Genomic DNA, 22,036 nt, shown 5'->3' with positions numbered 1-22,036 from the left:
TCAGCCGAACAGTGACACCGGCGACAACCGTCTGACGAACCTCCGCCCCACCCCTGCGCGTCTTCTGACCAGCGCGTCCACCGTGGCGTGGTGCCGCCAGGCCAGCTCAGCGTCAGCCCCGTCCACGGGCGCCCCGCCGAAGGCGGCCAGGTTCGCCAGGTCGGCGAGGGCGGTCAGCGGCTCTCGCGCGCCGGGCCCGAGCGTCTCCTCCGCCAGGCACGCCACCTCCCCGGCGGTCAGCGTCCCCGAGGCGACGGGGATCCCGGCCGCGCGCATGCGGCTCACCGTCTCCCGCCACGCCCCCATCACCCGGACTGCGGCCGAGGCGCCCCGCCGACGGCGGCGCGTCCTGCGGACGAACGGCACCACGCCCGCCGCGAGCAGGTAGAACGCCAGCAGGACGGCAGGAACCGCCCATACGAGGGTCCAGGGCGTCCCATCCGGGGCGGGTCGCTGCTGCTGACCCACCCGACCAGTGGGCGTTTTGTACGGTTTGGGCTGGGAGGAGTCGCTGTTGATGGCCTGCTCGATCTCCTTGGCCTGCTTGGGAGCCCCCTCGGCCACGTCGCCACCCTCGCCGGCGCGCGTACGCGAGGGCGTCGGATAGAACGGCACCCACCCGATCCCCTTGAACTCCACCTCGGCCCAGGCCAGCACGTCACCACCCCGCACCTGCCGCACGCCACCGCCCCGCCCCTCCACGCGCCCGGGACGGAACCCGACGACGATCCGGCTGGGCAGCCCGATCGAGCGCGCCAGCAACGCGAACGACGCCGCGAACTGCTCGGTCGTCCCCCTCTTCGACTCCGTCAGGAAGAACTCGACGCTGCGATACGAGTGCCCCGGCGGCGCGTTGACGTCGTTCACGGCGAGCTTGCGCAGGTAGGCCGCCAGCTTGGCGGCCTGCTGCGTCGGGCTGCGCGCCCCCTCGGTGGCGCGGCGGGCGATGCGCCCGAGCCGAGCCCGCTGCGGCGGCGTGCGGCCGTCGGGCCCGTCCGGCAGGGCGCGGGCGGCCGGGTCGTCGGCCGGGGTCGCCCCGCGCAGCTCCTCCGTCGTGAACCGGCGGATCCCCGAGGTCACCTGGTACGTCAGCCCTTCGCGCGTCTGCGTGCCGGCCAGCATGCCGGTGGCGGGGTCGACCATGATGCCGGGCCCCGTGGCCAGCAGCGGCCGGTCGGCGGCGGGCAGCCACGGCCCCGGCAGCTTCTGGACGGTGAACCGCTGCACGACGCTGTCACGCTCGCCCGGCTGCCCGGGCACCCGGCCGCCGGTGGGGACGAAGCCGGCGTTCGACGTCCAGCTCACCCCGTCGAAGGTGTCCAGGACGGCCAGCCGAAGGTTCGCCTCGGAGGTCGTGCTGACCGTGAACAGCTCGCGCTGGGGGTTCTGCAGCCACGCCGACACCTGGTCGAGCGCGCTGACCCCGCGGATCGGGCGGGGCGGCGGCTGCTCGACCAGCTCGCGCACGTCGTACGGCCGCCCGGCCATGGGCAGCACGGGACCGGCGACGGCGGCCACCAGCACCAGCCCGGCCAGCAGCGGCATGCCCGCCGCGATCGTCCCCGCCGACCTGCTCGACCTGACCAGCGCGAGCAGCAGCGCCAGCCCCGCGAACCCGGCCGCGTACGGCACCACGGAGCCCGCCCCCGCGACCCCGAGCACGACCGCGACGCCCAGCACGGGCAGGCCGGCCACGGCGGGCAGCAGCACGGCCCGCGAGCGCAGCGCCAGCTCGGCCCCGGCGGCGGTGGCGGCCCAGACCAGGAAGCTGACCAGCACGATCGCGGTGCTGCCCGGCGCGGCGGGCAGAATGGTGGTCAGCAGCCAGCCGCCCGCCTCACGCACGCCGGTCAGCGCCGTACGGACGGCGGCCGGGCCGGGCAGGAACCCGAGCCACGCCTCTTCCCTGAACAACGTGGCCGACACCGCCGTCAGCCAGGCCAGCGCCTGTACAGGGACGACACCCCAGAGCGGCAACCGCCCGGAGACCAGCAGCGACAGCACGCACGGCACCCCGGCCGCCACCGCCACCACGGGCAGCAACGCGTCCATCGGGAACACCCCGTCGAACGCCAGCCCGGCCGCCGCCACCAGCAACGCGACCACCACGACGGAAGCCACTCGCCGCCGCCCCGGCCCCGCCCCTGAAGGCCCCGAGTCCCTGGCCGGCCCCTCCTCCGCCCCGGCACCATCGCGAGAACCGGCCGCACCGGCGCGAGGACCGGGGCCGCTGGGGTGCGGGCCAGGAACGGCGGGGTGCGGGCCGGGGGCAGGCGGGTCGGCGGGGCCGCTGCCCGGTGGGGTGGTCAGCGTGGCCATAACGCGGCCAGCTCCCCGAGATCCCCCACCTCGATCACCGTGACCCCCGCCGCCTGCGGCACCCCGCCCGGCGACGCCGCCCCCACCCGGACGAACACCACCTGGTCGAACCGCCGCCGCACCGCCGCCGCCCCCGCCAGAGCCGCGTACGTGCCGCTGACCAGTACCAGCGCCCCACCGGCCCCCGCCTGCCTGAGCGCCCGGGCGGGCGGCTCGGCCGCGTCGGAAAGCTCCACCAGCGCCAGCCGGTCGAGCACCTCCTCGTCCTCCCCCGCCCCGCCCCTGACGTGCACCAGCTCCCCGGCCCCCGTGAACACCCGCACCGGGAACCGGTCACGCGTCACCGCGCAGGCCGCCGACGCCGCCACGTCGACGGCCAGCTCGAACTCGTCGTCGCCCTCGTACGACGAGGTCCGGGTGTCGAGAACGGTGACGGTGGCCGGCAGGTTGACGTCGGTCAGCTCCTTGACCATGAGAATCCCGGTCCTGGCGGTGGACCGCCAGTGGACGTGACGCAGGTCGTCGCCGATGACGTACTCGCGCAGCCCGTTGAAGCTGCTCGTCCCGGCCGGCGCCGAGCGCGACGCCAGCCCGTCGAGGTGCCGCTGCCGCCCCGCGCGCAGCGGCGGCAGCGGGACGGTGCGGGGCCGGACGAGGAGCAGGTCGGCCCGCCCGTACGCGACCGAGCGGCGCGCGAGCCCGAACGGGTCGCCCCGGTCCAGCAGCAGCGGCCCCACCGGCGTCTCTCCTCTGCGGCGCGTGGGCAGCCGGTACGACACCGTCCGCGCCGTGTTCCCGGCCAGCGCGGGCACCTCGACGGTCACGGTCGTGTCCCGGCACGTGTCCCTGGCGACCAGCCCCGAGCGCCGCCATCGGCCGGCGTTGCGCACGTGCAGCACGGCGATGGCCGGCTCCCCGCGCGTCACCTTCACGGGCGTCACCTCGCGCCGCACCTCAAGCGACGCCCCCATGAGCGTCCACAGGGCGCCGGCCCCCACGGCGGCGAGCCCGGCCACGGCCAGCACCGCCGCCTGGGCGTACCCGAACGGCGCCCCCGCCGCGTACACGAGCACCGAAAAGGCCGCCAGGCCCCACCCCGCCCTCGTGATCATTCACACTCCCAGAGCGGGGCCGCGGGGAAGCCCCCCTTCGGGGTGTCCATGAGCACGTCGTTGAGCCAGCCGTTGCCGTTGGCGGATTCGACCTTGTTCCAGACGTCGCTGCTCATGCCCGTGTCGGTGTCGGTGAAGCCGGCGCCCTTCTGCTGGCAGAGCACGGTCATCGTGATGTACGCGCCCTTCGGGATCCGGCCTGCCTCGGCGCCCGCGCTCGGCCCCGAGCGGATGAGCGTGTCGCGGTGGTCGTTGTTGGCGTTCCTGAACTGGGCGGACGGCGGGCGCAGCTCGGCAGTGGCCTCCGCGCGGTCCTGGCTCTCGCCGGCCTCGTTCTTGGCGCGCAGCGTCCAGGTGTAGGACTGGCCGTTCTTCAGTCCGGTCACCTCCGCGCTCGTCCCGTCGGGGGCTGCCGGGTGGGTGCCGGGGCCGTCCAGGAGGTACGTGACGCCGTCCTTGGCGTTCTCGGGCGGCGACCAGGTGAGGTCGGCGCCGTGGTTCTTGCCCTTGGCGGTGAAGCCGGCCGGGCTGCCGGGGGCGACGCAGGGACGTACCGGGATGGAAGGGGCCGATTCCACCTCGCCGCCGGCGTACTGGGCGACGACGCGGAACGTGTACTCCTGGCCGCAGCCGCCTCCCGTCACCCGGAACTGGAACGGGCCGTCGGCCTGGACCCGGTTCGGGCTGACGTCGGCCCCGCCGGGCGCACCCTTGAGCGTGTAGCCGGTGACGTCGCCCTTGCCCGACGGCGTGAAGACGATCTCCATCCACCCGGGCCCGGAGTTCGCGGTGACCGTGCCCGGCGGGTCGGGGGTGACGGTCGGGGTCGGGGTCGGTGTCTGCTTGGGCGTGGGGCTCTGGGTGGGGGTCTGAGTAGGGGTCGCGGTGACGGTGACGGTGGGCACGGCGGTCTTCGTCTGTGTGGGTACGGACGTCTGAGTCGGTACGGACGTCGGCACGGAGGTCGGCTGCCTGGTCGTGCGGGTCGGCACGGTCGTCGGCCGCACCACCGTGGGCACGCTGGTGGGCACGGGCAGCGGTGTCGGGGTGTCCTTCTGACCGAGCGCCTCGTCGTACTTGCCGACCCGGTGGCCTCTGCCGTCCTGCTCGATGACCAGGGCGGTCTCGCTGAACTGGTCGTTGACCCAGAGCAGCCCGTCCTTGACGAACACCTCCAGCGGCCCGGCCTTGCCGGTGACCACCTTGTCGGCCTCGAACCGTTTGGCCACGGTGTCGTACACGATGAGCTTGCCCGTGCTCTCGTCGGCGATGTAGACGCGCCGCCCGAGCGCCTGCGGCGCGCCGAGCTTGCCGCCCTTCACCGAGACCGTCGTCAGCGCGCCGCTGGCGGTGTCGACGAGGACGAGCGCGCCCTGCTTGGGCGCCAGGATCGGCACCACCTGGCTCTCGGCCACGGCGGGCACCCGCAGCCCCGCGCCGCCGGCCTCGGTGACCGTGCTGGGCAGGCTCACCTGCAGCCGGGTGCCGGTCGCGCCGATCACCATGGCGCTGGCGGCGGCGGAGTTGGTGACCAGGGGGACGCCGTTCGCGATCGTCAGCGTGAGCGGGTCGCCGGGCTCGCCGACCGTGACCGCCTTGCCCTTCTGCGCGCCGGCCACCTGGACGAGCGTGCCCTCCTCCGGCACGGGCACCCAGAGCGTGCCGCTCTTGTCGATTCCCGCCTGCCCGAGCGGCGGCTTGAGCGTGATCGGGGCGCCGATCGTGTCCACGGTCAGCGGGTCGAGCTGCTGCACGGTGCCGCCGCGCGGGTCGATCCCGTACGCCTTGCCCGCGCCCATCACGATCTGCATGCCGCCCGCGCCGATCGTGCCGGTCTGCGCCACCTCCAGCTGGGTGGGGTCGATGCGGCTGACCTTGCCGGTGGACTCGTCGACGACGAGCACGTTGTCGCCGTCCTGCACGACCGTGAGCGCCTGACCGCCGGCGGAGGCCAGGTCCACCCGGCCGTCCACCTGCCCGGACAGGCCGTTGGCGTGCACCACCTCGCCGTTGAGCGCGCTGGCCAGCCAGGCGCCGACGTCGGCGAGCTTGGGGCGCGCGCTGGAGACGCCCGTGCCCAGGAACAGGCCGGCTCCGACCAGCACGGCTGTCAGCACGCCCGCGACGATCCCCGCCGCCCGCCGCCCCGCCGCGCTCCGCCACCGAAAGGCCACCGATTCACATCCCGCGAGATCCCATGCGTATACGCGTCCGCGGACACACTAGGGCGGGTCACCCGGGTCCCGATGTTCCTTCAAATAACCTAGAAATATCCGGCTCAGCGACCGTCCCGGCGCTCATCTGGGCGCTGGTCATCAGCCTTCGGAAACCGCTCGCCGTTCGGGAACCGCTCAGCGGTCGGGAGCCCTTCAGCCGTCAGGAGCCGCTCGGCCATCGACGCCTCGAAGGCCTCCAGCATGACGGCGAAGCGCGCCTCGTCATCCACCACAGTCTCGGGCCCCGGGGACCCACCGGCCATGATCTCGTCCACCTTCCCGGCCACCTCGTCCTGAGCCTCCTGCGCCGCCCGCAACACCGCCTCGGCCAGCTTCCTGCTGTCCATGCTCAGGACACGCGGCGAGAGTACGACGTCGATGAGCCGCCCCGAGGCCCCGGCCGTCACCCGCACCTGCCCGTCCGCCGCCTCACCCCGTCCGACGACCACGTCCAGCTCGTCCTTGAGCTGCTCGACGTGAGCCAGCATCTCCTCGGCCCGCGCGGTGATCCGTCCCAGGTCTTCCGGCTGAAATCCGCTCACCCTACCTCCCGGCTCTCCTCCGGGGAGAGTAAGGGGCAAACACCTCACTTCGAAAAAAGTCGAAGCGGGCGGCTGGTATCGGCCGTGCTCAGTGACCGCGTACGTCAGCGATCAGGGGCAGCGACCTCAGCCGCTGCTCGACGTGCGCGGCCACGAAGGAGGGGATGGTCGGCTCCGCCCTGACCTGTGGCCAGGTGTCGACCATCGCCGCCACGGTGTCACGGACCACCTCGGTCACCTGATCGGCTTCGAGATGGGCGCGCCGGGCGAAGCTCCGGAAGTTGTCGAGCGTGATGAGCCCGGCCACCTTGCCGCCGTTCACCGGGAACGCCAGTTCCTCGGCGCGGAAGTCGTCGTACGAGGATACGGAGACGAAATCGTAGGCCGGGGAGAGGCGCGCGTTCACGCCGTCCGGATATCGCAGCGTCCAGTTCTTGAGATGAGCGTCGAGGTTGCCCATGACCACGATCGCGGCCAGCCGGCGCAGGTATTCGGTCATGTCCTGCGGACAGACCGCGTTGATGACCCGGGCGAGGCCGGCGTACGTCGCCTTCTCGTACTTCGACGCGACAGCGACCTCTCTGACCTGCGCGAAGTCCTCCTGATGCACCCGCCCTCCGGCGAGCCGGTCGAAGCGCCGCACCGCGAACACCATCTCATCGGGACGGACGAGGCCGTCGGGCAACCCGGTCAGATGCGTTCCTTCGATGAGCCGGATCTCCGGCACGCCGATCCCGACGAGCTTGGCCCAGGTCAACATCGCGTGCTCGTTCGCGGGAACCTCGGGAAAGCGCCGGTCGGGGAGCTTGACGATCCAGTCGCCGCCTTGGCCCGACATCGGCAGGACCAGGCCTTTGCCCTCCCACCGCATGGAGAACTTCGCCTGCACCCCGGCCAGGGAGAACCGTACCGTCCCCAGGCCGTCATCATGCGGCTCGACGGCCGACTCCGGGATCACGGGAGTGTCGGATTCCAGCGCCACCCGGACGTTTCCCGGCAGGTCCTCCCCGAGGTACAGGAGAACCTGGAAGTCGTGCGGGCTCGATCGGCCGAGCTCGCGTCCCGAGATGGACCCCCGCCGTCGCCTCGTCAGTCAAGCTCTTCACCTTCATCGAACAACGCGGCCACATCAGGTCCGTCGCGGAAACCGAACAGCGCACGGCTCTGGACGTGATCGTGAATGATCGCCTCGACCTCCGCGGCGCGTCGTTTCAGAAAATCATCCGCTCGCCCTTGCCGCAGCAGCCGAACCAACTCGGCGTCCAGGCAGTGACTGGCCAGCACGCGTTCGTCCAGGTCCTTCTCCACCAGGAGCCTAGCGATGTCCACCTCTCCAGGCGGCTGAATCAGACGGTTCGCCAGCCCTCTGCCGAGCACACTCCTGTCATCGAGAACGGGCGTCAGCGGCCCCCTGATTCGAGCAACTGAGCAGCGTCGATCGGCTCACCGAACCGGTCGTGCGAAAGATGTCTCGGAGCCAGCGACAGCAGGCCGAGAATGTTGACCTTCGCCTGAGCCCGATTCAGCGGGATCTGCGAGATGTCCGGCTTCCACTGGCCAGGCGGAGGCAGGAGTTCGAGCAGTCGCTGCGCGCTCTTGAGCGGATCCGTGTGCACGGCGGCCGCTCCTTGCCGCAAACCGACCGTGTTCCCCTGGGGCGCGACCCCGAGCACCGCACCTCGCCAGATCCAGCGCCGGAGCAGCTCGGCCGCGCGTCCCTGCGGCGGCCCCAGAACCGCCATGAACCGGGCCAGCACCGGGATGTACAGAGCATAGGGAACGAGCTTCACATGGGGAATGCCGGCTTCGTCCCGCAAATAGTCGATGACGTGTCCCAGAGCCGCCTCCGTGCGGACGAACGCCTGATGGCGATCGTCGTCGTCGGCGAACTCGTTGCGGAAATCCCGATCGACTTTCGGGTCACGGATGGCCAGCAGGCTCTGCATGAGAACCTGTTCCGACAACTCACCGAAACCGAAGGTGCGCACGCTCGCGCTCAACGTCCGCAGATCCCCGGGTTTCTGGTCGCCGGTGATCGAATGCAGTGCATTGAAGCTTTTTCATCCCCTGGCGGCGGGCTGCTGGTCACAGCATGATCGCGAGTCTGATGTTCGCCTGACGACGTAAGAAACCCCTGGTAGATGGATTGATCACCACAACCAGATCCATCACAACCAGGGGCTCCGGATGCTTTTCTATCGTGCCGCCGTCGATTTGTCGCGTTCAACGCTGAACTACGTCGCCGGGGTGATCCGCCGGCACCGTAAGGCGATCGGATCGGCCTGGCGGCTGCTCAACCCAGGGCAGCAGGCGCTGCTCGTGCTGGTCTACCTGCGCAAGGGCGAGACGTTCACCGAACTCGGAGCCGGTTTCGGGGTGTCGACGGCGACCGCATGGCGGTACGTGGAGGAGACGGTGGCACTGCTGTCGGCGCGCTCACCCAAGCTCGGCCAGGCGCTGCGCAAGGCAAAGCGGGACGGGCTGCACTACCTGGTGCTGGACGGCACGCTGATCCACATCGACCGGGTCAGGGCCGACCGGCCGTACTTCTCCGGCAAGCACCGCGTGCATGGGATGAACGTTCAGGTCATCGCCTCACCGGGCGGGACGATCCTGTGGACCTCCGGAGCGCTGCCCGGCAAAGCGCACGACCTGAGCGCCGCCCGCATCTGGGGCATCCTGCGCGCCTTGGAGCAGGCCGGCATCATCACCCTGGCCGACAAGGCGTATCAGGGAGCCGAAGGCCCGGTCCGCACCCCGTACAAGGGCAAGAACAAACCAGCATCCCAGAAGCAGGCCAACCGCGGCCCCGGCGAACGCGCCAACGCCCAGCTGAAGAGCTGGAAGATCCTCCGCAAGCTACGCTGCAGCCCTTCCAAGGCCGGCCACCTCTGCAAGGCCATCGCCGTCCTTCAGAACCACCGCGTTGCCCAAGCCGCCTGAGGATGAAAAAGGGTCATTGAACACCTCCGCGCTTTTCAGCGGTTTTCCGAAGGTGTTCATGCGGTCGAAGATGTCCCGCAGGGAATGGTCGTCCTCACCTGTGACGACGTACATCGGAATCTTGTAGTCGCGAATCGCGGCCACCACTTGGTCGGCCAGCGCGATCTGACCATCGCTCAAATGGCTGCGGGCGCGGATCCACGCGTTGGTGCCGGCCGTGTCGAGAACGAGGGACATGGGGAGCTGGTCGTCGCCCGGTTGGTGACGGCGCGGCAGCGAGACGAAAACTTCGCGTGCCAAGTCGAAATAGACGCGGAAACGAGGATCCACGGTGTCGTCGCCGGCCGTCAAAGCACCCACCAGACTGGTGATGCGTTGCTGACCGTCCACGACCCAGAAGGCGTCCCCGACCGCTTCCGCCTCGATCCGCAGATGACCGATCTCCACCGTTCCGGCCGGAGCGGGCCGCTGCCAGACGAGCACGTTTCCGATCGGGTAACCACGCAGAATGCTGTCGAACAACTGCGTCACATCATTGCGTTCCCACCGATAAGAGCGCTGGAACGAGGGCACCCGAATGTGGCCCTTGAGGGTGAGCTCCACCAATTCTTCAGCGAAATGCTGTCGACCTTCGGCCGAGTCACTGCAGCCACCACGGCCTCCCCTCGCTCCTACCTTATGGCTTTTCGCCGCGGATCTCCGCTGCGTCTCGCCCGTGGCCGCCCGCGCCGTCGGCACGTGCGGCGTTGATCTTACGAGTACGTGAGCCGTCAGCGGGTGGCCAGCAGGGCGAAGCGGTGGGCTGTGGCTCGGAGGGGGTGGCCGTGTCGCATGGACTCGTGCAGGGCGCGGAGTCTGGGCTCGTACGTGTGAATGTCGAAGTCGGGCACCTGCCATGAGATGACGCGCAGGAACAGGACGAGGGCGCCGATGTCGTGGAACGTCGTGGTGAACGTGCCCTCCCGGCTCCAAGTGACGTTCAGGTCGGTGGACGCCTGGTCGAGGTTCCAGGAGCGGTCCTCGTGGGGTGGGGCGGCGAGGGTCGTGTTGATCTCTTCCAGGTCGCGGCCCCCGACCTGCTGGGTGAGGAACGTGCCGCCTGGGGTCAGGAGGCGGTGCAGTTCGTGGGGGTCGTACGACTCGTGCCGGTTGATGATCAGGTCGAAGGAGGCGTCGGGGAACGAGCGGGTGTCCTCGGCGACCTCGACGCCCAGGGTCTCCAGGCGGGCGCGGGCTAGGGGGAGGTTGGGCGGGTGGGCCTCCGTTGCCGCGGTGCGGGGTGGGAGCGGGGTCAGGGAGGACAGGAACTCGCCGCCTCCCGTTCCCAGGTCGAGGAGGGCGGAGGAGCGGGCCAGATGATCGCGGGCCAGGCGCTCGTAGTCCCATGGCAGGGTGCCGTCGCAGGTGACGCGGTCGCCGAAGACGGAGAAGTCCCAGCCTTCGAACGGCGTGGTCAGCGCCTCGTCGATCAGTGCCTCGTAGCCCATGGCGTGATCATGCCCGGTGGATCCGGTACCGCGCATCCGGTTATGACGCACGCTTCTGGGGTGTGCTGGCGCGGAGGGTCACCTGGGCCGGGAGGGGGAGGTGGGCGGTCGTGTCGGCCGAGAGGGCCAGGCGCATCGCGTTCAGGCCGGCCTCCCGCAGCGGCACGGCCACCGATGTGAGCGCCGGCACGACGTCCACCGCGGGGCCGATGTCGTCGAACCCGGCCACCCCGATGTCCCGTCCCGGGAGCACGCCGGCCTCGCGGAAGGCGGTCATCGCGCCGATCGCCATCACGTCGTTGACCGCGAACACCGCCTCCACGTCCCCGGCCCCCCGCTCCACCAGCCGCCGCGCCGCCTCGTAACCGCCGTCGCGGGTGAAGCCGGTCTCGAACGCCAGCGGCGCGGGCGCGCCGGACCCGTACAGACCGGACAGGAAGCCCTCGTGCCGGTCTCGGGACGTGCGCAGCGACGGCGTGGCGTGGAAGACGGCGAAGCGGCGGTAGCCGCGGGCGAGCAGCGCGCGGGCGAGCGTGGCCGAGCCGCCCCGGTCGTCGATGGTGACGGTGCCGAACGGCAGGTCCCGCTGGCTGATCAGCACCACCCGCCCGCCTGCCGTACGGTACTGGGTCAGCTCCTCGATGAGCGCGTCCCTGGTGGCGGTCCCCTCGATGCGGCTGCCGGTGACGATGATGATGCGCGGGCGCTGACCGCGCAGGGTTCTGACGATCTCCAGCTCGCGTTCCGGCGAGCCGTCGGCCACCGCCATGGTGACGATGAGGCCGGCCTCCGTCGCGGCCTGGGTGACGCCGGCCGCGATGGAGGAGAAGTAGGGGTCGGCGACGTCGCGGACCACCAGCGCGACGGTCCTGGTCGAGCCCTTGGCGATGGCCTGGGCCGACAGGTGCGGCTCGTAGTCGAGCTTGGCGGCCGCCGCGCGTACCCGGGCGACGTTCTCCGCCCTGACGTTGCGCGCGCTGCCGTTGAGTGCGCGGGAGGCGGTGGCGATGGAGACGCCCGCCTCCCTGGCGACGTCATGCAGGGTCGCCGCACCTACCGGGGTTGCAGGAGGCGGCGGCTCTTCCATGGCGGTCATCCTGTCACCGCCGTCAGGGGGTTCGCTCCCGGTCGCGGTGGTCTCGTTCGTCAAAGGGGGTCAAGGGGGTCAAGGGGACGGTGTGCGCACGATGGGGTGGGCGACGTCGTGGGCGCGCAGGTTGCCGCACATCCCCCACCGCTCGTCCGGCGGGCTCTCCATCAGTGCCGACTCCATGAGGTGCGCGCCGTCGCCGCGTTCCAGGGCGTCCAGGACCGCGGCCGTGCGACCGGTCTCCGCCGCGACCGTGCTCTCCCAGATCTTCCGCCAGGCCGCGGCCTTGGGCCTGACCAGGGCGATCGCGCTGTCGTAGAAGGTGCGCAGCGCCTCGGGGCCGCCCTCGGTGAGGCGGTGGAAGCCCTCCACCGCCAGGTCCCTGCGCCGCCGTACCGCTTCCTCGACGCCGTCGGCGGGCAGGGTCGCGGCCTCGCGGTAGCGCTCGGGGTCCGCCACGATCTCGGGCGGGAACGTCATGACCGCGTCGCCGGCCTCGGGCAGGCCGGCGTTCGACATGACGACCACCACCTCCAGGCCGCCGTGGTTGACGGCCCGGTGGATGGTGCCGGGCGTGAACCACACGGTCGAGCCCGCGCTCAGCGCGGTCTCCCTGAGGCCGTGCGCGTCCAGCGTCTGCAGCGCGCCGTGGCCCGCGATCACCACGTACGCCTCCGTCGAGGCCGTGTGCAGGTGCGGGGTCCCGCCTTCCAGCCCGTCGGCGCACGCCCAGCCTGAATAGACCGTCAGCCGGCTGATCGAGGTGCCGCCGGGAAAGGCCCCATGGCTGGACGCTTCTGGGGAGGAGGCGTCGGGAGAGGTCATCGCAACGCGTTCCTTCCGTGCTCGGCCAGCAGGGCCGTGCCGGACTCGCCCCGGTCCCCGTCGGCGATGACGACCGCGTACCGGAAGCCGAGCGTCTCCCCGTCCGCCAGCGGCACCTCCTCGCTGAAGAACGGCGCGGGGTTGAGGCAGGCGAAGTTCTCGGTGCGGGCGAACCACTGCGGCGGATGCCGCGGATTGGCCGTGTCGTCCACCATGACGACGGTGGAGTGGTCGCCGCTCTCGTCGTGCCGGCCGCGGAAGCCGAACCACTCGGCGCGCCGGCCGCGCAGCTCGTCGCCGCCCGCCCCATCGGGCGACTGGATGACGCCGTCGGTGAACGATCGCGGGCCGCGCCAGAACAGGCCGCCGTAGCCGGCGTTCTCCCTGCCCTTGGTGGTCGGCGAGCCGAAGTCGATCGTGGCGCCGGACACGTTCGTCATGGCCGTCTCGAAGACCAGCGCCCAGGTCGCGTCGTCGATCAGGGTAGCGGCGAGCGAGCGCCGCTCCTCGATGACCGGATCGCCGCTCTGCGCGGTCCAGTCGAGCGTGTGGCCGAGCTCGACCCGGTCGCCGGTGGCCGCCAGCGTGGTCATCTCGCGGTGGACGGCGCTGCCGTTGTTGTCGCGCTGGACGTACCGGCCGTCGGTGTACGTGGGCCCGCCCCAGAAGTTGTGCTCCCCCACGTGCGGCAGCGACCAGGCGATGCCCTTGTGCCAGACGTGGTCGTGCGGCCGGTAGAGCGACACGAGGGCGCCGCCACGGGTGCGGATCGGGTGCAGGTACGGCTTGGGCGACTCCAGCACCGGCGTGTCCGGGCGGTAGACGTAGGTGAACAGCTCGGTGGCGCCGGCGCTGACGGCGACCGACCGGCCGAGTTCGTGGGTGGCCCGCAACGTCACGTGGTCCTCCAGGGGGCGCCCGTGCCGTCCATGCGATGGGCGAACGGGCTGTCTGCGGTGATCTGACCGGCCCGTACGCGTTCGCCGGTGAAGGCGGAGGCGTACAGGGCGGCGATGAACTCCATGGTCCTGCGGGCGTCGGCGGCGGTGACCGGCGGCGCCTGGCCCTGGTCGAGCGCGTCGAGCACGGCCGTGAACCAGTCGCCGTGGCCGCTGGACCCGCCGCCGGGGTCGGCCTTCCACAGGGAGCTCACGCCGTCGTGGCCGGGGGCGGTGGTGACGGTCCAGTCGTCGTCGGTGTAGCCGTACAGGTGCTCGACCTCGACCGTGGCGCGTTCGAAGTCGAAGCGCAGCTCGGAGGTCTGTCGCGGGGACAGGACGGAGTTCACCACCGTCGCCGTCGCGCCGCTCTCGAACGTCACCAGCGCCATCGACACGTCCTCGGTGTCCACCGGGCGGGCCTGGCGGGCGGCCACGGCGGTGACCTCGCGCCAGGGGCCGAGCACCGACAGCAGCAGGTCGAACTGGTGGATCCCGTGGCCCATCGTGGGCCCGCCGCCCTCCGACTCCCACGTGCCGCGCCACGGGACGGCGTAGTAGTCGTCGTCGCGGTACCACTGGGTCAGGCACGTGGCCAGCAGCGGGCGGCCCAGCTCGCCGGCCTGCGCCAGCCGCCGCAGCCGTACGGCGCCGGCGCCGAAGCGGTGCTGCAGGACGGTCGCGACGTGCCCGGCCGAGTGCCGCTCCGCCTCGATCAGAGTGTCGAATTCGGCGAGCGACAGCGTGGGCGGCTTCTCCACCAGCGCCGTCACCCCGGCCTCCAGGCAGGCCAGGGCCAGCGGGGCGTGCTGCTGGGGCGGGGTGCACAGGTGCGCGACGTCCAGCCGCTCCTCGCGCAGCAACTCCTCGGCGCTCGCGTAGGCGTGCGGGATGCCGTACGTGGCGGCGAACTCGCGCGCCCGCCCGGCGTCCACGTCGGCCACGGCGACCAGCTCGGCCCGGCCGCGCGCGGCGTCAGTGTCCGAGGCCCCGTCCGAGGCCCCGTCCGAGGCTCTGTCGGCCGAGGCCAGCACGGCTTTGGCGTGCGCGTGGGCGATCCCGCCGGTGCCGATGATGGCGGCCCGGTACGTGCGTTCAGACATGTGTTCCTTCGCGATTCGGTGGGGGCCGGGCGCCGTCGATCTCGGCGCGGCGCTCGGGGACGAACGACGTGACCGGCCTGCTCCGGCGTCCGCCGGTCGGACCGCACCTCTTCCGTACGCCACGGGAAAACGTATTCCGCAGTTTGCCCGCCCATGACCCGGAGCGTCAAGACACCCGCGTCACGGACGGGGCCGGACGCTGTCCCTGATGATCAGCCGTCCCTCCAGGACCAGCCGCCTGGCCGGCCCCCGCTCCCCCACCGCGAACCGGATCGCCTCGGCCCCCGCCCGCGCCAGCGGCAGCGCCACCGTCGTCAGCCGCGGCGTCACGTCGGAGGCCAGCGGGATGTCGTCGATCCCCGTCACCGAGACGTCCTCGGGCACGCTGAGACCGGCCGCACGGAAGGCCGACATCGCGCCGATCGCGATGGCGTCGTTGCCGGCGAGCACCGCCTGCCTGCCGTCCATCCCCGCCTCGGCCAGCTCGCGCGCGGCGGCGAACCCGCCGTCCCTGTCGGCCCGGCAGGGCACGAGCTCGATGTCGCTCTCACGGACGCCTTCCGCACGCAGGCCCGCCACGAATCCGGCCGCGCGGTCGCTCATGTTCCGCCGGTCCCCCGCGCCCACGAAGATCGCCACCCGCCGGTGCCCGGCACGGCCGACGAAGGCACCCATCGCGCGGGCGGCGCCGGCGTTGTCGAAGACGATCGTGTCGAACGTCAGGTCCGTCTCGCCGACGACCGCGACCCGGCCGCCCTCCCGTTCGTACGCGAGCAGCTCCTTCACCAGCCGGTCCTCCGCGGCGGCGGCCAGCAGCCGGTTGGAGGTGAGCACGAGGGCGCGCGGGCGCAGCGACCTGAGCACGCGGACGGTCTCCGACTGGCGCTCCGGATCGCCCATCGTTGACGACACCGTGACGAACGCCCCCTCGGTGCGGGCCTCGCGTTCCATCGCCGCGACCACCAGGCCCATGCTCGGGGTCGTGAGATCGTCGGCGACGAGCGCGATCGAGTCGCTGGCCCGGCGCATCGCCCTGGCCGAGGCGTCCACCGTGTAGCGCAGGGCCGCCGCCGCGGCCAGCACGCGGGCCTGGAACTCGGGGGCGACCTTCCTGGCGCTGCCGCCGAGGACCCGGGACGCGGTGGCGACCGAGACGCCCGCCGCCGCGGCCACGTCGTGCAGCGTGACCGTGGGCCTGGCCGCGTGGGGCATCCGCTGCGTCCTCTCCTCAGGGGAACGACCGGCAAACGACCGACCGGCACGCGATCGGCACGCGATAGGCACTGCAGCGTAGCGCCTGCCACCCGCCCGAACCGTCCCGCACGGCGCGGTCGGTCGCGCGGTGGCCGGTCGAGCGGTGGCCGTGTCGCGCGGTGGCCGTGTCGCGCGGTGGCCGTGTCGCGCGGTGGCCGTGTCGCGCGGTGGCCGGTCGAGCGGTGGCCGGGCGAGCGCCGAGGTGTGTCGGCGGTCACTCTTGATGTGTGGATTCCTCCGCAGTTGGGCGGCGCGGATCTCCGTACTGTCCTGTTTGCCGGACCACCCGGCAGCACCGACAGGGGAGGACACCCACATGCGTAAGCTCTTCGCGATCGCCGCCATAGCAGGCTCGACGGCCCTCACCGGCCTCGCCCTCGGCCCGGCCACCGCCCAGGCGAGCACCAGCGCCGCCGCCGGCTCCGCGGCGGCCACCGTCAGCAGCACCGCGAACTTCGGCAACTGGGGCAAGTACTTCTCCAGCGACCGCAAGGCCTACACCTTCGGCAAGACCTGGAAGTCGCACGGCAAGGTCTACACGAAGTGGTACGGCGTGGAGAAGCGCGGTGGCAAGAAGGGCTGGATCTGGTTCGAGTTCTACCAGAACGGCGGCTGGCACAAGTTCAACCGGTCCTGGGACGACAAGACCGTCGGCAGCTGGAACGGCAAGGGGATCAAGAAGGTTTACACGTTCACCTGCTGGGGCGGCAAGTTCGACCACTGCGGCAGCAAGCACCGCATCTACTGAGCGTGATCTCCTGGCCCTGCCCCACGGCGCCCGATCTTCTGCGCCCGATCTTCTGCGCCGGATCTTTTGGGCCCGGCTTACCGGGCGTGATCCCAGGTCAGGCGAGCCCCGGGGCCCGGCGGTCGTCCGCCGGGCCCCGGCTCTGTTCCAGCGCCTCCAGTACGGCGGCCAACTGGGCGGGGGCCGGCATGATGCGCAGCGCCTCGTCGATCTCGCGCTCCGCCCACGCGCGGTGCCGCGGCTCGGCATCCTGGTCGAGCGCGATGCGCGTCTGGAGCAGCAGGAAGTTCAGCCGGGAGGCGACGAGCATGGAGAAGTCGGCCGGGCGGGTGATCCGGCCTGGCCCGCCCTCGCGCAGGTAGGCCCGGTACATGCGACGCATGGCGTCCAGGTCGGGCGCCGGGTCGCAGAACCAGTCGAACAGGGCCATGGCCAGCTCCCGCCCCGGTTCGGCGGGGCCGAGGCGGTCCCAGTCCACGACCACGAGCGCGCCGTCTGGGCCGGTCAGGACGTTCTCCGGGTGCAGGTCGCGATGGCAGAGAATCAGGGCGGCCGGCTGGGGCGGGCCGACCACGGCACTCAACTCGGGCACCATGGCCAGCCGCTCCCGCAGCCGATCACCCCACGGAACATCCGCCGCGCTGAGGGCGAGCGCCAGTTCAGCGGCGCCGGCCTCGCTCGCCTCGTCCCATGCGCCGGGAGCGGGCGGGCGGTGGTACCAGGGGTCAGGGGCCTGGCCGTCGGGTTCGGTGGTGACGGCGGGTGCGCAGCGGTGCAGCCGGGCGAACAGCGCTCCCAGGTCCTCCGGAGTGGCCGGGGCCGCCGGGTCGAGCGGGCTCAGGTCGATCCAGTCGTACAGCCGCAGCCACGTCCCACCAGGCGTCTCCACCAGGTAGCGGCCGTCGCGGCTCGGGTGGCTCGCCGGGAGCCGCACCCCGTGCGCCGCCGCTCGCCTGGCGAAGGCGAGTTCGGCCGCGACCAGCGCCTCCGCCGGCGGCTCGCCGAAGATCTCCTTCAGCGCGTACGACGCCGCCCCGGTCTCCACCCGCCAGACCTGGCCCAGCGCGCCCCGCCGCCCCTCGGACACCACGACGCCGTCATCCCAGCCGAACGCCGCCCCCGCGCACGCCATCAGGTCCATGCCCCCAGAGTGCCGCACGCACCCCGGCCACCGCCGCCCCCATCGTCTCGGGCACCGCCACCCCGATCAGCCCTGCGACTGGCGTACGCCGGCCCGCCACACGTCCGCGATGGCCCTGGTAGCCGTGATGTCGCTGGTCGGGTCGCCGTCCACGAGCAGCAGGTCCGCCCGGAGCCCCGGCGCGATCCGGCCCCGGTCGGACAGGCCGAAGCAGCGCGCCGTGAGGCTGGTCGCCGCGCTCAGCGCCTGCTCGGGCGTCAACCCGGCCTCGGTGAGCATGAGCAGTTCGTGGTGCAGACCCGCCCCGTGCACGGGCCCGAACGGCGTCGCGTCCGTCCCGGCGAGGAGCGGCACGCCCGCCCGCAGCAGCGCGGACGCCGCGTGCGAGGCGTTGACGACACCCTGCGCGTGCATGGGGATGCCGGTGAACTCCCGGCTGAAGGTGGCCTTCGACCGCTCCGACATCCGCGCCGCGACGCGCGGATCGCGCAGCAGCTCGGCTCCGTAGGGGTCGCCTGAGACGGCCTCGACGTAGGTGATCGTACTGGCCACGAACACGTCGTACGCGGCGACCCTGGCCGCCATGTCCTCGGCGCCCTCCTCGTCCACGTCCGTGTAGAGATGCGCAAGCCCGTCCACGCCGGCGTCCAGCGCGATCAGCGCCTCCCTGGCCGTCACGGTGTGGGCGATGACCTTGAGCCCGGCGGAGTGCCCGGCCTCCACCAGCACGGCGGCCAACTCGGGGCTGATGACCGGCAGCCGCATGCCGGAGACCGCCCCGTCGTCCACGGCGATCTTCAGGTAGTCGGCGCCCTCGTCCACCCGCGCCGCCACGAACGCCTTGGCCTGGTCGGCGTCGGCGACCGTGTCGAGGCCGGTGTCGCTGCCGAAGGCGCGCAGCACGTCCTCGGTCATGATCTGGGTGGGGTGCCCGCCTGGCGCGGTCGCGACCATACCGGAGCTGCGCAGGTCGGCGACGTCGTCGCGCTCGGCGGCCAGGCGGCGCTGGACGGCCAGGGTGGGCGGCAGGTTGTTCATGTCCAGCTCGGTCGTGACGCCGAACCGCAGCGCCTCGGCCAGGTCGCCGTCGAAGGCGTGCGCGTGGGCGTCGATCAGGCCGGGCAGCAGCGTCTTGCCCGTGCCGTCCACCTTCACGTCCACCTTCACGCCCGCCGGCGCGTCCGGCTCCGCGATGCGGTCGCCGTCGATCAGGACGTCGGCGCCGGTCACGGTCCGCTCGCCGTCGAAGACCCGGACGTTTCTGATCAGAGTACGCATGACTCATCCCATCGATAGTTCGATGTCTGACTAACCATGCCCAAGATAGTATGTCCTCTAACTATCAGACGCAAAAAAGGGCCCGCGCCCCGGTTCGGGACGCGGGCCGTACTGCGGAAAGGATCAGTGGGAGAAGGCCTGGAACTCTGCCGCCCTGACCTGGTCCCGCTGCGGGCTGGCCGTGGCGCAGTCGGTCGCGGAGTTCGGGTCGGCGTCCTGCTCACCGGCGAACAGCGGGTTGCCGGTGCACTGCGTGCTGAGCGCGCGCAGCATCAGGTGCGTGGCGTTCGTGTCCCTGACGTCGAACGACTTGATCAGCATGTCGGCGCCCCTCGGCCTGGGCAGGGAGGCGTCGAACGCGTTCGTCCGGCTGGTGTAGACCTTCCGGAAACTGGCCGGGTCGGCGCAGTTCGCGCTGCAGGCCAGCACCTCGAACGAGCGCAGGCTGGAGAAGCGGTTCTGCGCGCCCGGGTCGGCCGGGTCGCCGACGTTCGGCCGCAGCAGGGCGCTGACCTGCACCCGGCGGATCTTGACCGGACGGTCGCCCGCCAGGTCCACCACGACCGACTTGCCCGCCGGCGCGCCGGTGAGCGAGGCCCAGTTCGTGGCCTCGGTGTCGTCGATCAGCCTGGCCTGGTTGACGCCGTCGCCCGTCGCCGCCGCCCCGTTCGCCGCCGAGGCGTGGTTGCGGGTCAGCGCCAGCGGCAGCGGCAGCTTCACGCCCGGGATGACCGCGTACTTCAGCCGCTTGTGGCCGAAGCCGGCGCCCACGACGACGAAGTCGTACTGGCCGGGGGTCATCTCGACCGTGTCACCGAGCGGGGTGGCCGGGTCGGTGTCGGCGACGGGGACCACGCGGCCCTCGTAGTCGCCCACGTACAGCCGCAGCGCCGCGCCCTTCGCCTCGCCCAGGGGCTTGAGCTGCAGCGAGCCGTTCCTGCCCGCCGGGTCGACGAAGCTCGGCGTCGCGTCGGCGTCGTTCGCGCCGTTGCTCGCCGCGCCCTCGCCCAGGCCGTGCTCGGCGAACGCGCGCCACATGATGTCCTGGTTCGCGCCGCCGAAGCGGATCGCGTCGGCCGCCAGCAGCGCGTCACGGTGGTCGACGTAGCTGACCGCGCCGGTCGCCATCAGCAGCAGCGCGTCGAACGAGAGCTGCGCCCAGCGCCGGTTGCCCGGGCACTTCTCGACCGGCGTCCGGCCGTCCGCGCACGCCTTCTGCTGCTTGGCCGAGCCCTGGCCGTACCGCTTGACGAAGGCCGCGCGCACGTCGAACTGTGTGGCCGACCAGATCTCGCCGTCCGCGTGTGGCTGGGTGCCGACGATGTCGTAGGCCAGGTCGCTGTAGTTGAGCGGCGACTTCGACATGTCGTAGTTCCTGATGCCGCGCCCCTTGTCGCCGGTGACGTAGCCGCCGGTGACGTACGGGGTCTGGCCCGAGGGGCGGAAGCCGTACTCGTAGAGGTACTCCATGGCGAACAGGTCGGAGGTGCTCTCGTTCATGGCCCCGGGCTGGGTGCCGCTCCAGCCGGCGTTGGGCCCGCCGATCATGCGGCCGGAGATGGCGTGCGTGTATTCGTGCCCGATGACCGACATGTCGTAGTCGCCGTCCACGCACGGCGCGTAGAAGGAGCCGGCGATCGGCTGCCACAGGTACATGTTCGTGATCGGCGCGACCCCGTCGGGGCCGGTGATCTGGTTGGCGTTGTCGCGTACGGACAGGACCCGTGCGCCCGCCTGGGCGTTGCCCTGCTCGGGGTCGTTGCCGAGCCCGCCGCGCGTGCCGTTGTCCACCTGCATGTTCCAGGCGGTCTCGGTGAAGCCGAGCCGGTAGGACCAGTCGTGCATGCGGTTGTGCATGGCGTTCAGGTTGGCGATGGCGGCCTCGAGGTCGGCCTCGCCGGGCCGGTCGAGCTCCGCCGGGTCACACTTGGCCTTGTACCAGGCGTTCTTCCACGGGTAGGCGTAGTTCCTGCTCGGGGTGGCCACGTTGGATCGGGTGCCGACCGAGAACGGGTCGCCGTTCGCCCGGTTCTCGAAGGTCTTGGCCGCGTTGCCGAGGCTGGTGTTCGTCGGCTCGTTCGTGGCGTGGTCCACGTCCCACGCCTTGCCCGTGCCGGGGTCGCCGCCGCTGACGTAGTCGCAGCCGGGGCCGGGCGCGTAGCACCAGGTCTGGCGGGTGTCCTTCGAGCTGTAGTCGTCGCGCGGGTTGGACGGGAACGCCTCCCACTGCGGGTTCTCCGGGTCGAAGTGGTCGACCAGGTTCTCCCGGGTCAGGATCGCGCCGCTGACCGCGTCCACGTGCGTCGTGTACCCCGCCTCGGCGCCCTGCGCGCCGCCGATCAGGACCACCTGGAACGCGTTGTGCACGCCGTCGGGCGCCGGCACCGCCACCGGGGTGGCCTGCTTGGTGATCGCCGTGGCCAGGTCGATGCCGCCATCGGCGGCCGCGATCTCCATGGCCCGCTCCGCGGTGATCGCGGCGGCCGGAGGCGCTTCCGTGCTGCGTGACAGCGTGGACGTCACGTGCCTGATCTGGCCGCCGGAGACGCCGACGGCGACGAGGCCGTCCACGCCGGCGGGCAGGTCGCCGAAGCGCTGGCGCAGCAGTACGGCCGCGCCCGCCCCGATCGGGTTGACCGCGACCGTCTCCAGGGCGTCCACGGACTCGGCCGTCAGCCCGAAGATGCTCTCGTTGTCCTTGAGGTAGGCCTTGGCGGCCTGGACGGGGTCGGAGCCCAACCCCTCGGCCAGCGGTTTCGCGCTGACGACGGCTGCGGGGGTGCCGAGAGCGTTCCAGGTGATGCGCGCGTCCGGGGCCGCGCCGCGCCCGTTGGCCGCCGCCGGGGGCGGCACCCGGCCCTGGCGGTTGTCCACGTCGGGTTCGCCGTGGTTCTCCGCCTGGAAGTCATGGACGACGGCGGCCTGCCCGCCGGGTTCTCCCCGGGCCGCCCCCGCTACGGGTAGAGCCGACGCTGTGAGCGCGGCGACGATGAGTGTGCTGCGTAACCAGGGCTTGGTCGACACGTTTTCCCTCCTGCGT

19 protein-coding genes are annotated in these 22,036 nt (G+C 71.8%); 2 read left to right on the top strand and 17 right to left on the bottom strand.

All coding sequences use genetic code 11. The features are described 5' to 3' along the window. The 7 genes from AB0C28_RS16805 to AB0C28_RS16775 form a co-directional block, all read right to left on the bottom strand. On the bottom strand, positions 1 to 2,121 hold the full coding sequence (locus AB0C28_RS16805) for a transglutaminaseTgpA domain-containing protein (RefSeq protein WP_358075271.1): 2,121 nt from the start codon (positions 2,119 to 2,121) through the stop codon (positions 1 to 3). 185 nt (positions 2,122 to 2,306) lie between these two features. Continuing rightward, positions 2,307 to 3,431, bottom strand: coding sequence for a DUF58 domain-containing protein (locus tag AB0C28_RS16800; RefSeq protein ID WP_358075268.1), 1,125 nt, complete (start codon positions 3,429 to 3,431; stop codon positions 2,307 to 2,309). Further along, positions 3,428 to 5,605 carry a hypothetical protein gene (locus AB0C28_RS16795; protein ID WP_358075266.1) on the bottom strand — a complete coding sequence of 726 codons (2,178 nt, stop codon included), beginning with the start codon at positions 5,603 to 5,605 and terminating at the stop codon, positions 3,428 to 3,430. The genes AB0C28_RS16800 and AB0C28_RS16795 overlap by 4 nt, the downstream gene beginning before the upstream one ends. Before the next feature lie 104 nt (positions 5,606 to 5,709). Continuing rightward, the gene (locus AB0C28_RS16790; RefSeq protein WP_357836468.1) at positions 5,710 to 6,189 is read right to left on the bottom strand and encodes a YbaB/EbfC family nucleoid-associated protein; all 480 of its coding nucleotides are present in this window, start codon (positions 6,187 to 6,189) and stop codon (positions 5,710 to 5,712) included. A gap of 88 nt (positions 6,190 to 6,277) precedes the next feature. Further along, complete coding sequence (locus AB0C28_RS16785) at positions 6,278 to 7,171, bottom strand: HipA domain-containing protein (RefSeq protein ID WP_358075263.1); 894 nt, start codon at positions 7,169 to 7,171, stop codon at positions 6,278 to 6,280. A 107-nt stretch (positions 7,172 to 7,278) separates the two neighbouring features. Next, positions 7,279 to 7,497, bottom strand: coding sequence for a hypothetical protein (locus tag AB0C28_RS16780; RefSeq protein WP_358075260.1), 219 nt, complete (start codon positions 7,495 to 7,497; stop codon positions 7,279 to 7,281). Positions 7,498 to 7,589: 92 nt separating this feature from the next. Continuing rightward, positions 7,590 to 8,177 carry a hypothetical protein gene (locus AB0C28_RS16775; protein ID WP_358075257.1) on the bottom strand — a complete coding sequence of 196 codons (588 nt, stop codon included), beginning with the start codon at positions 8,175 to 8,177 and terminating at the stop codon, positions 7,590 to 7,592. 199 nt (positions 8,178 to 8,376) lie between these two features. Between AB0C28_RS16775 and AB0C28_RS16770 the strand changes: the two genes are divergently transcribed. Then, a complete protein-coding gene (locus AB0C28_RS16770) occupies positions 8,377 to 9,132 on the top strand; it encodes a transposase family protein (RefSeq protein WP_358075254.1) in 756 nt (251 codons plus the stop codon). Here AB0C28_RS16770 and AB0C28_RS16765 read toward each other — a convergent pair. The 7 genes from AB0C28_RS16765 to AB0C28_RS16735 form a co-directional block, all read right to left on the bottom strand. After that, positions 9,049 to 9,735: a DUF262 domain-containing protein gene (locus AB0C28_RS16765; protein ID WP_358075251.1), complete on the bottom strand. Its 687-nt coding sequence runs from the start codon at positions 9,733 to 9,735 to the stop codon at positions 9,049 to 9,051. The genes AB0C28_RS16770 and AB0C28_RS16765 overlap by 84 nt on opposite strands. Before the next feature lie 167 nt (positions 9,736 to 9,902). Beyond that, positions 9,903 to 10,619 carry a class I SAM-dependent methyltransferase gene (locus AB0C28_RS16760; RefSeq protein ID WP_358075248.1) on the bottom strand — a complete coding sequence of 239 codons (717 nt, stop codon included), beginning with the start codon at positions 10,617 to 10,619 and terminating at the stop codon, positions 9,903 to 9,905. Between the two features lie 40 nt (positions 10,620 to 10,659). After that, on the bottom strand, positions 10,660 to 11,715 hold the full coding sequence (locus AB0C28_RS16755; protein ID WP_358075245.1) for a LacI family DNA-binding transcriptional regulator: 1,056 nt from the start codon (positions 11,713 to 11,715) through the stop codon (positions 10,660 to 10,662). A gap of 69 nt (positions 11,716 to 11,784) precedes the next feature. Further along, complete coding sequence (locus AB0C28_RS16750; protein WP_358075242.1) at positions 11,785 to 12,534, bottom strand: cupin domain-containing protein; 750 nt, start codon at positions 12,532 to 12,534, stop codon at positions 11,785 to 11,787. Beyond that, a complete protein-coding gene (locus AB0C28_RS16745; protein WP_358075239.1) occupies positions 12,531 to 13,433 on the bottom strand; it encodes a PmoA family protein in 903 nt (300 codons plus the stop codon). The genes AB0C28_RS16750 and AB0C28_RS16745 overlap by 4 nt, the downstream gene beginning before the upstream one ends. Next, entirely contained in the window at positions 13,430 to 14,575 is a 1,146-nt protein-coding gene (locus tag AB0C28_RS16740) for a Gfo/Idh/MocA family oxidoreductase (RefSeq protein WP_358075236.1), read from the bottom strand. Before AB0C28_RS16740 ends, AB0C28_RS16745 begins: the two co-directional genes overlap by 4 nt. A gap of 180 nt (positions 14,576 to 14,755) precedes the next feature. Continuing rightward, positions 14,756 to 15,787, bottom strand: coding sequence for a LacI family DNA-binding transcriptional regulator (locus AB0C28_RS16735; RefSeq protein WP_357836494.1), 1,032 nt, complete (start codon positions 15,785 to 15,787; stop codon positions 14,756 to 14,758). Positions 15,788 to 16,145: 358 nt separating this feature from the next. On the opposite strand from AB0C28_RS16735, the gene AB0C28_RS16730 reads away from it, so the two are divergent. Then, positions 16,146 to 16,577 carry a hypothetical protein gene (locus tag AB0C28_RS16730; protein ID WP_357836497.1) on the top strand — a complete coding sequence of 144 codons (432 nt, stop codon included), beginning with the start codon at positions 16,146 to 16,148 and terminating at the stop codon, positions 16,575 to 16,577. Between the two features lie 97 nt (positions 16,578 to 16,674). On the opposite strand, the gene AB0C28_RS16725 is transcribed toward AB0C28_RS16730, so the two are convergent. The 3 genes from AB0C28_RS16725 to AB0C28_RS16715 form a co-directional block, all read right to left on the bottom strand. Next, positions 16,675 to 17,718 carry an aminoglycoside phosphotransferase family protein gene (locus AB0C28_RS16725; RefSeq protein ID WP_358075233.1) on the bottom strand — a complete coding sequence of 348 codons (1,044 nt, stop codon included), beginning with the start codon at positions 17,716 to 17,718 and terminating at the stop codon, positions 16,675 to 16,677. A 66-nt stretch (positions 17,719 to 17,784) separates the two neighbouring features. After that, on the bottom strand, positions 17,785 to 18,996 hold the full coding sequence (locus AB0C28_RS16720) for an amidohydrolase family protein (RefSeq protein ID WP_358075230.1): 1,212 nt from the start codon (positions 18,994 to 18,996) through the stop codon (positions 17,785 to 17,787). A 123-nt stretch (positions 18,997 to 19,119) separates the two neighbouring features. Continuing rightward, positions 19,120 to 22,020: a M36 family metallopeptidase gene (locus AB0C28_RS16715; protein ID WP_358075227.1), complete on the bottom strand. Its 2,901-nt coding sequence runs from the start codon at positions 22,018 to 22,020 to the stop codon at positions 19,120 to 19,122. Positions 22,021 to 22,036: the final 16 nt, after the last annotated feature.

This window comes from Nonomuraea sp. NPDC048892 (assembly GCF_040649735.1).
Taxonomy (GTDB): domain Bacteria; phylum Actinomycetota; class Actinomycetes; order Streptosporangiales; family Streptosporangiaceae; genus Nonomuraea; species Nonomuraea maheshkhaliensis.
The sequence above is the reverse complement of the archived record's forward strand: the minus strand, read 5'-3'. Positions and strand labels throughout refer to the sequence as shown.

What these genes read in the sequence shown, in the direction of transcription:
- AB0C28_RS16800 (WP_358075268.1), bottom strand. Translation starts at nt 3,431, where the DNA reads ATGATCACGAGGGCGGGGTGGGGCCTGGCGGCCTTTTCGGTGCTCGTG.
- AB0C28_RS16770 (WP_358075254.1), top strand. Translation starts at nt 8,377, where the DNA reads ATGCTTTTCTATCGTGCCGCCGTCGATTTGTCGCGTTCAACGCTGAAC.
- AB0C28_RS16760 (WP_358075248.1), bottom strand. Translation starts at nt 10,619, where the DNA reads ATGGGCTACGAGGCACTGATCGACGAGGCGCTGACCACGCCGTTCGAA.
- AB0C28_RS16755 (WP_358075245.1), bottom strand. Translation starts at nt 11,715, where the DNA reads ATGACCGCCATGGAAGAGCCGCCGCCTCCTGCAACCCCGGTAGGTGCG.
- AB0C28_RS16750 (WP_358075242.1), bottom strand. Translation starts at nt 12,534, where the DNA reads ATGACCTCTCCCGACGCCTCCTCCCCAGAAGCGTCCAGCCATGGGGCC.
- AB0C28_RS16740 (WP_358075236.1), bottom strand. Translation starts at nt 14,575, where the DNA reads ATGTCTGAACGCACGTACCGGGCCGCCATCATCGGCACCGGCGGGATC.
- AB0C28_RS16735 (WP_357836494.1), bottom strand. Translation starts at nt 15,787, where the DNA reads ATGCCCCACGCGGCCAGGCCCACGGTCACGCTGCACGACGTGGCCGCG.
- AB0C28_RS16730 (WP_357836497.1), top strand. Translation starts at nt 16,146, where the DNA reads ATGCGTAAGCTCTTCGCGATCGCCGCCATAGCAGGCTCGACGGCCCTC.
- AB0C28_RS16725 (WP_358075233.1), bottom strand. Translation starts at nt 17,718, where the DNA reads ATGGACCTGATGGCGTGCGCGGGGGCGGCGTTCGGCTGGGATGACGGC.
- AB0C28_RS16720 (WP_358075230.1), bottom strand. Translation starts at nt 18,996, where the DNA reads ATGCGTACTCTGATCAGAAACGTCCGGGTCTTCGACGGCGAGCGGACC.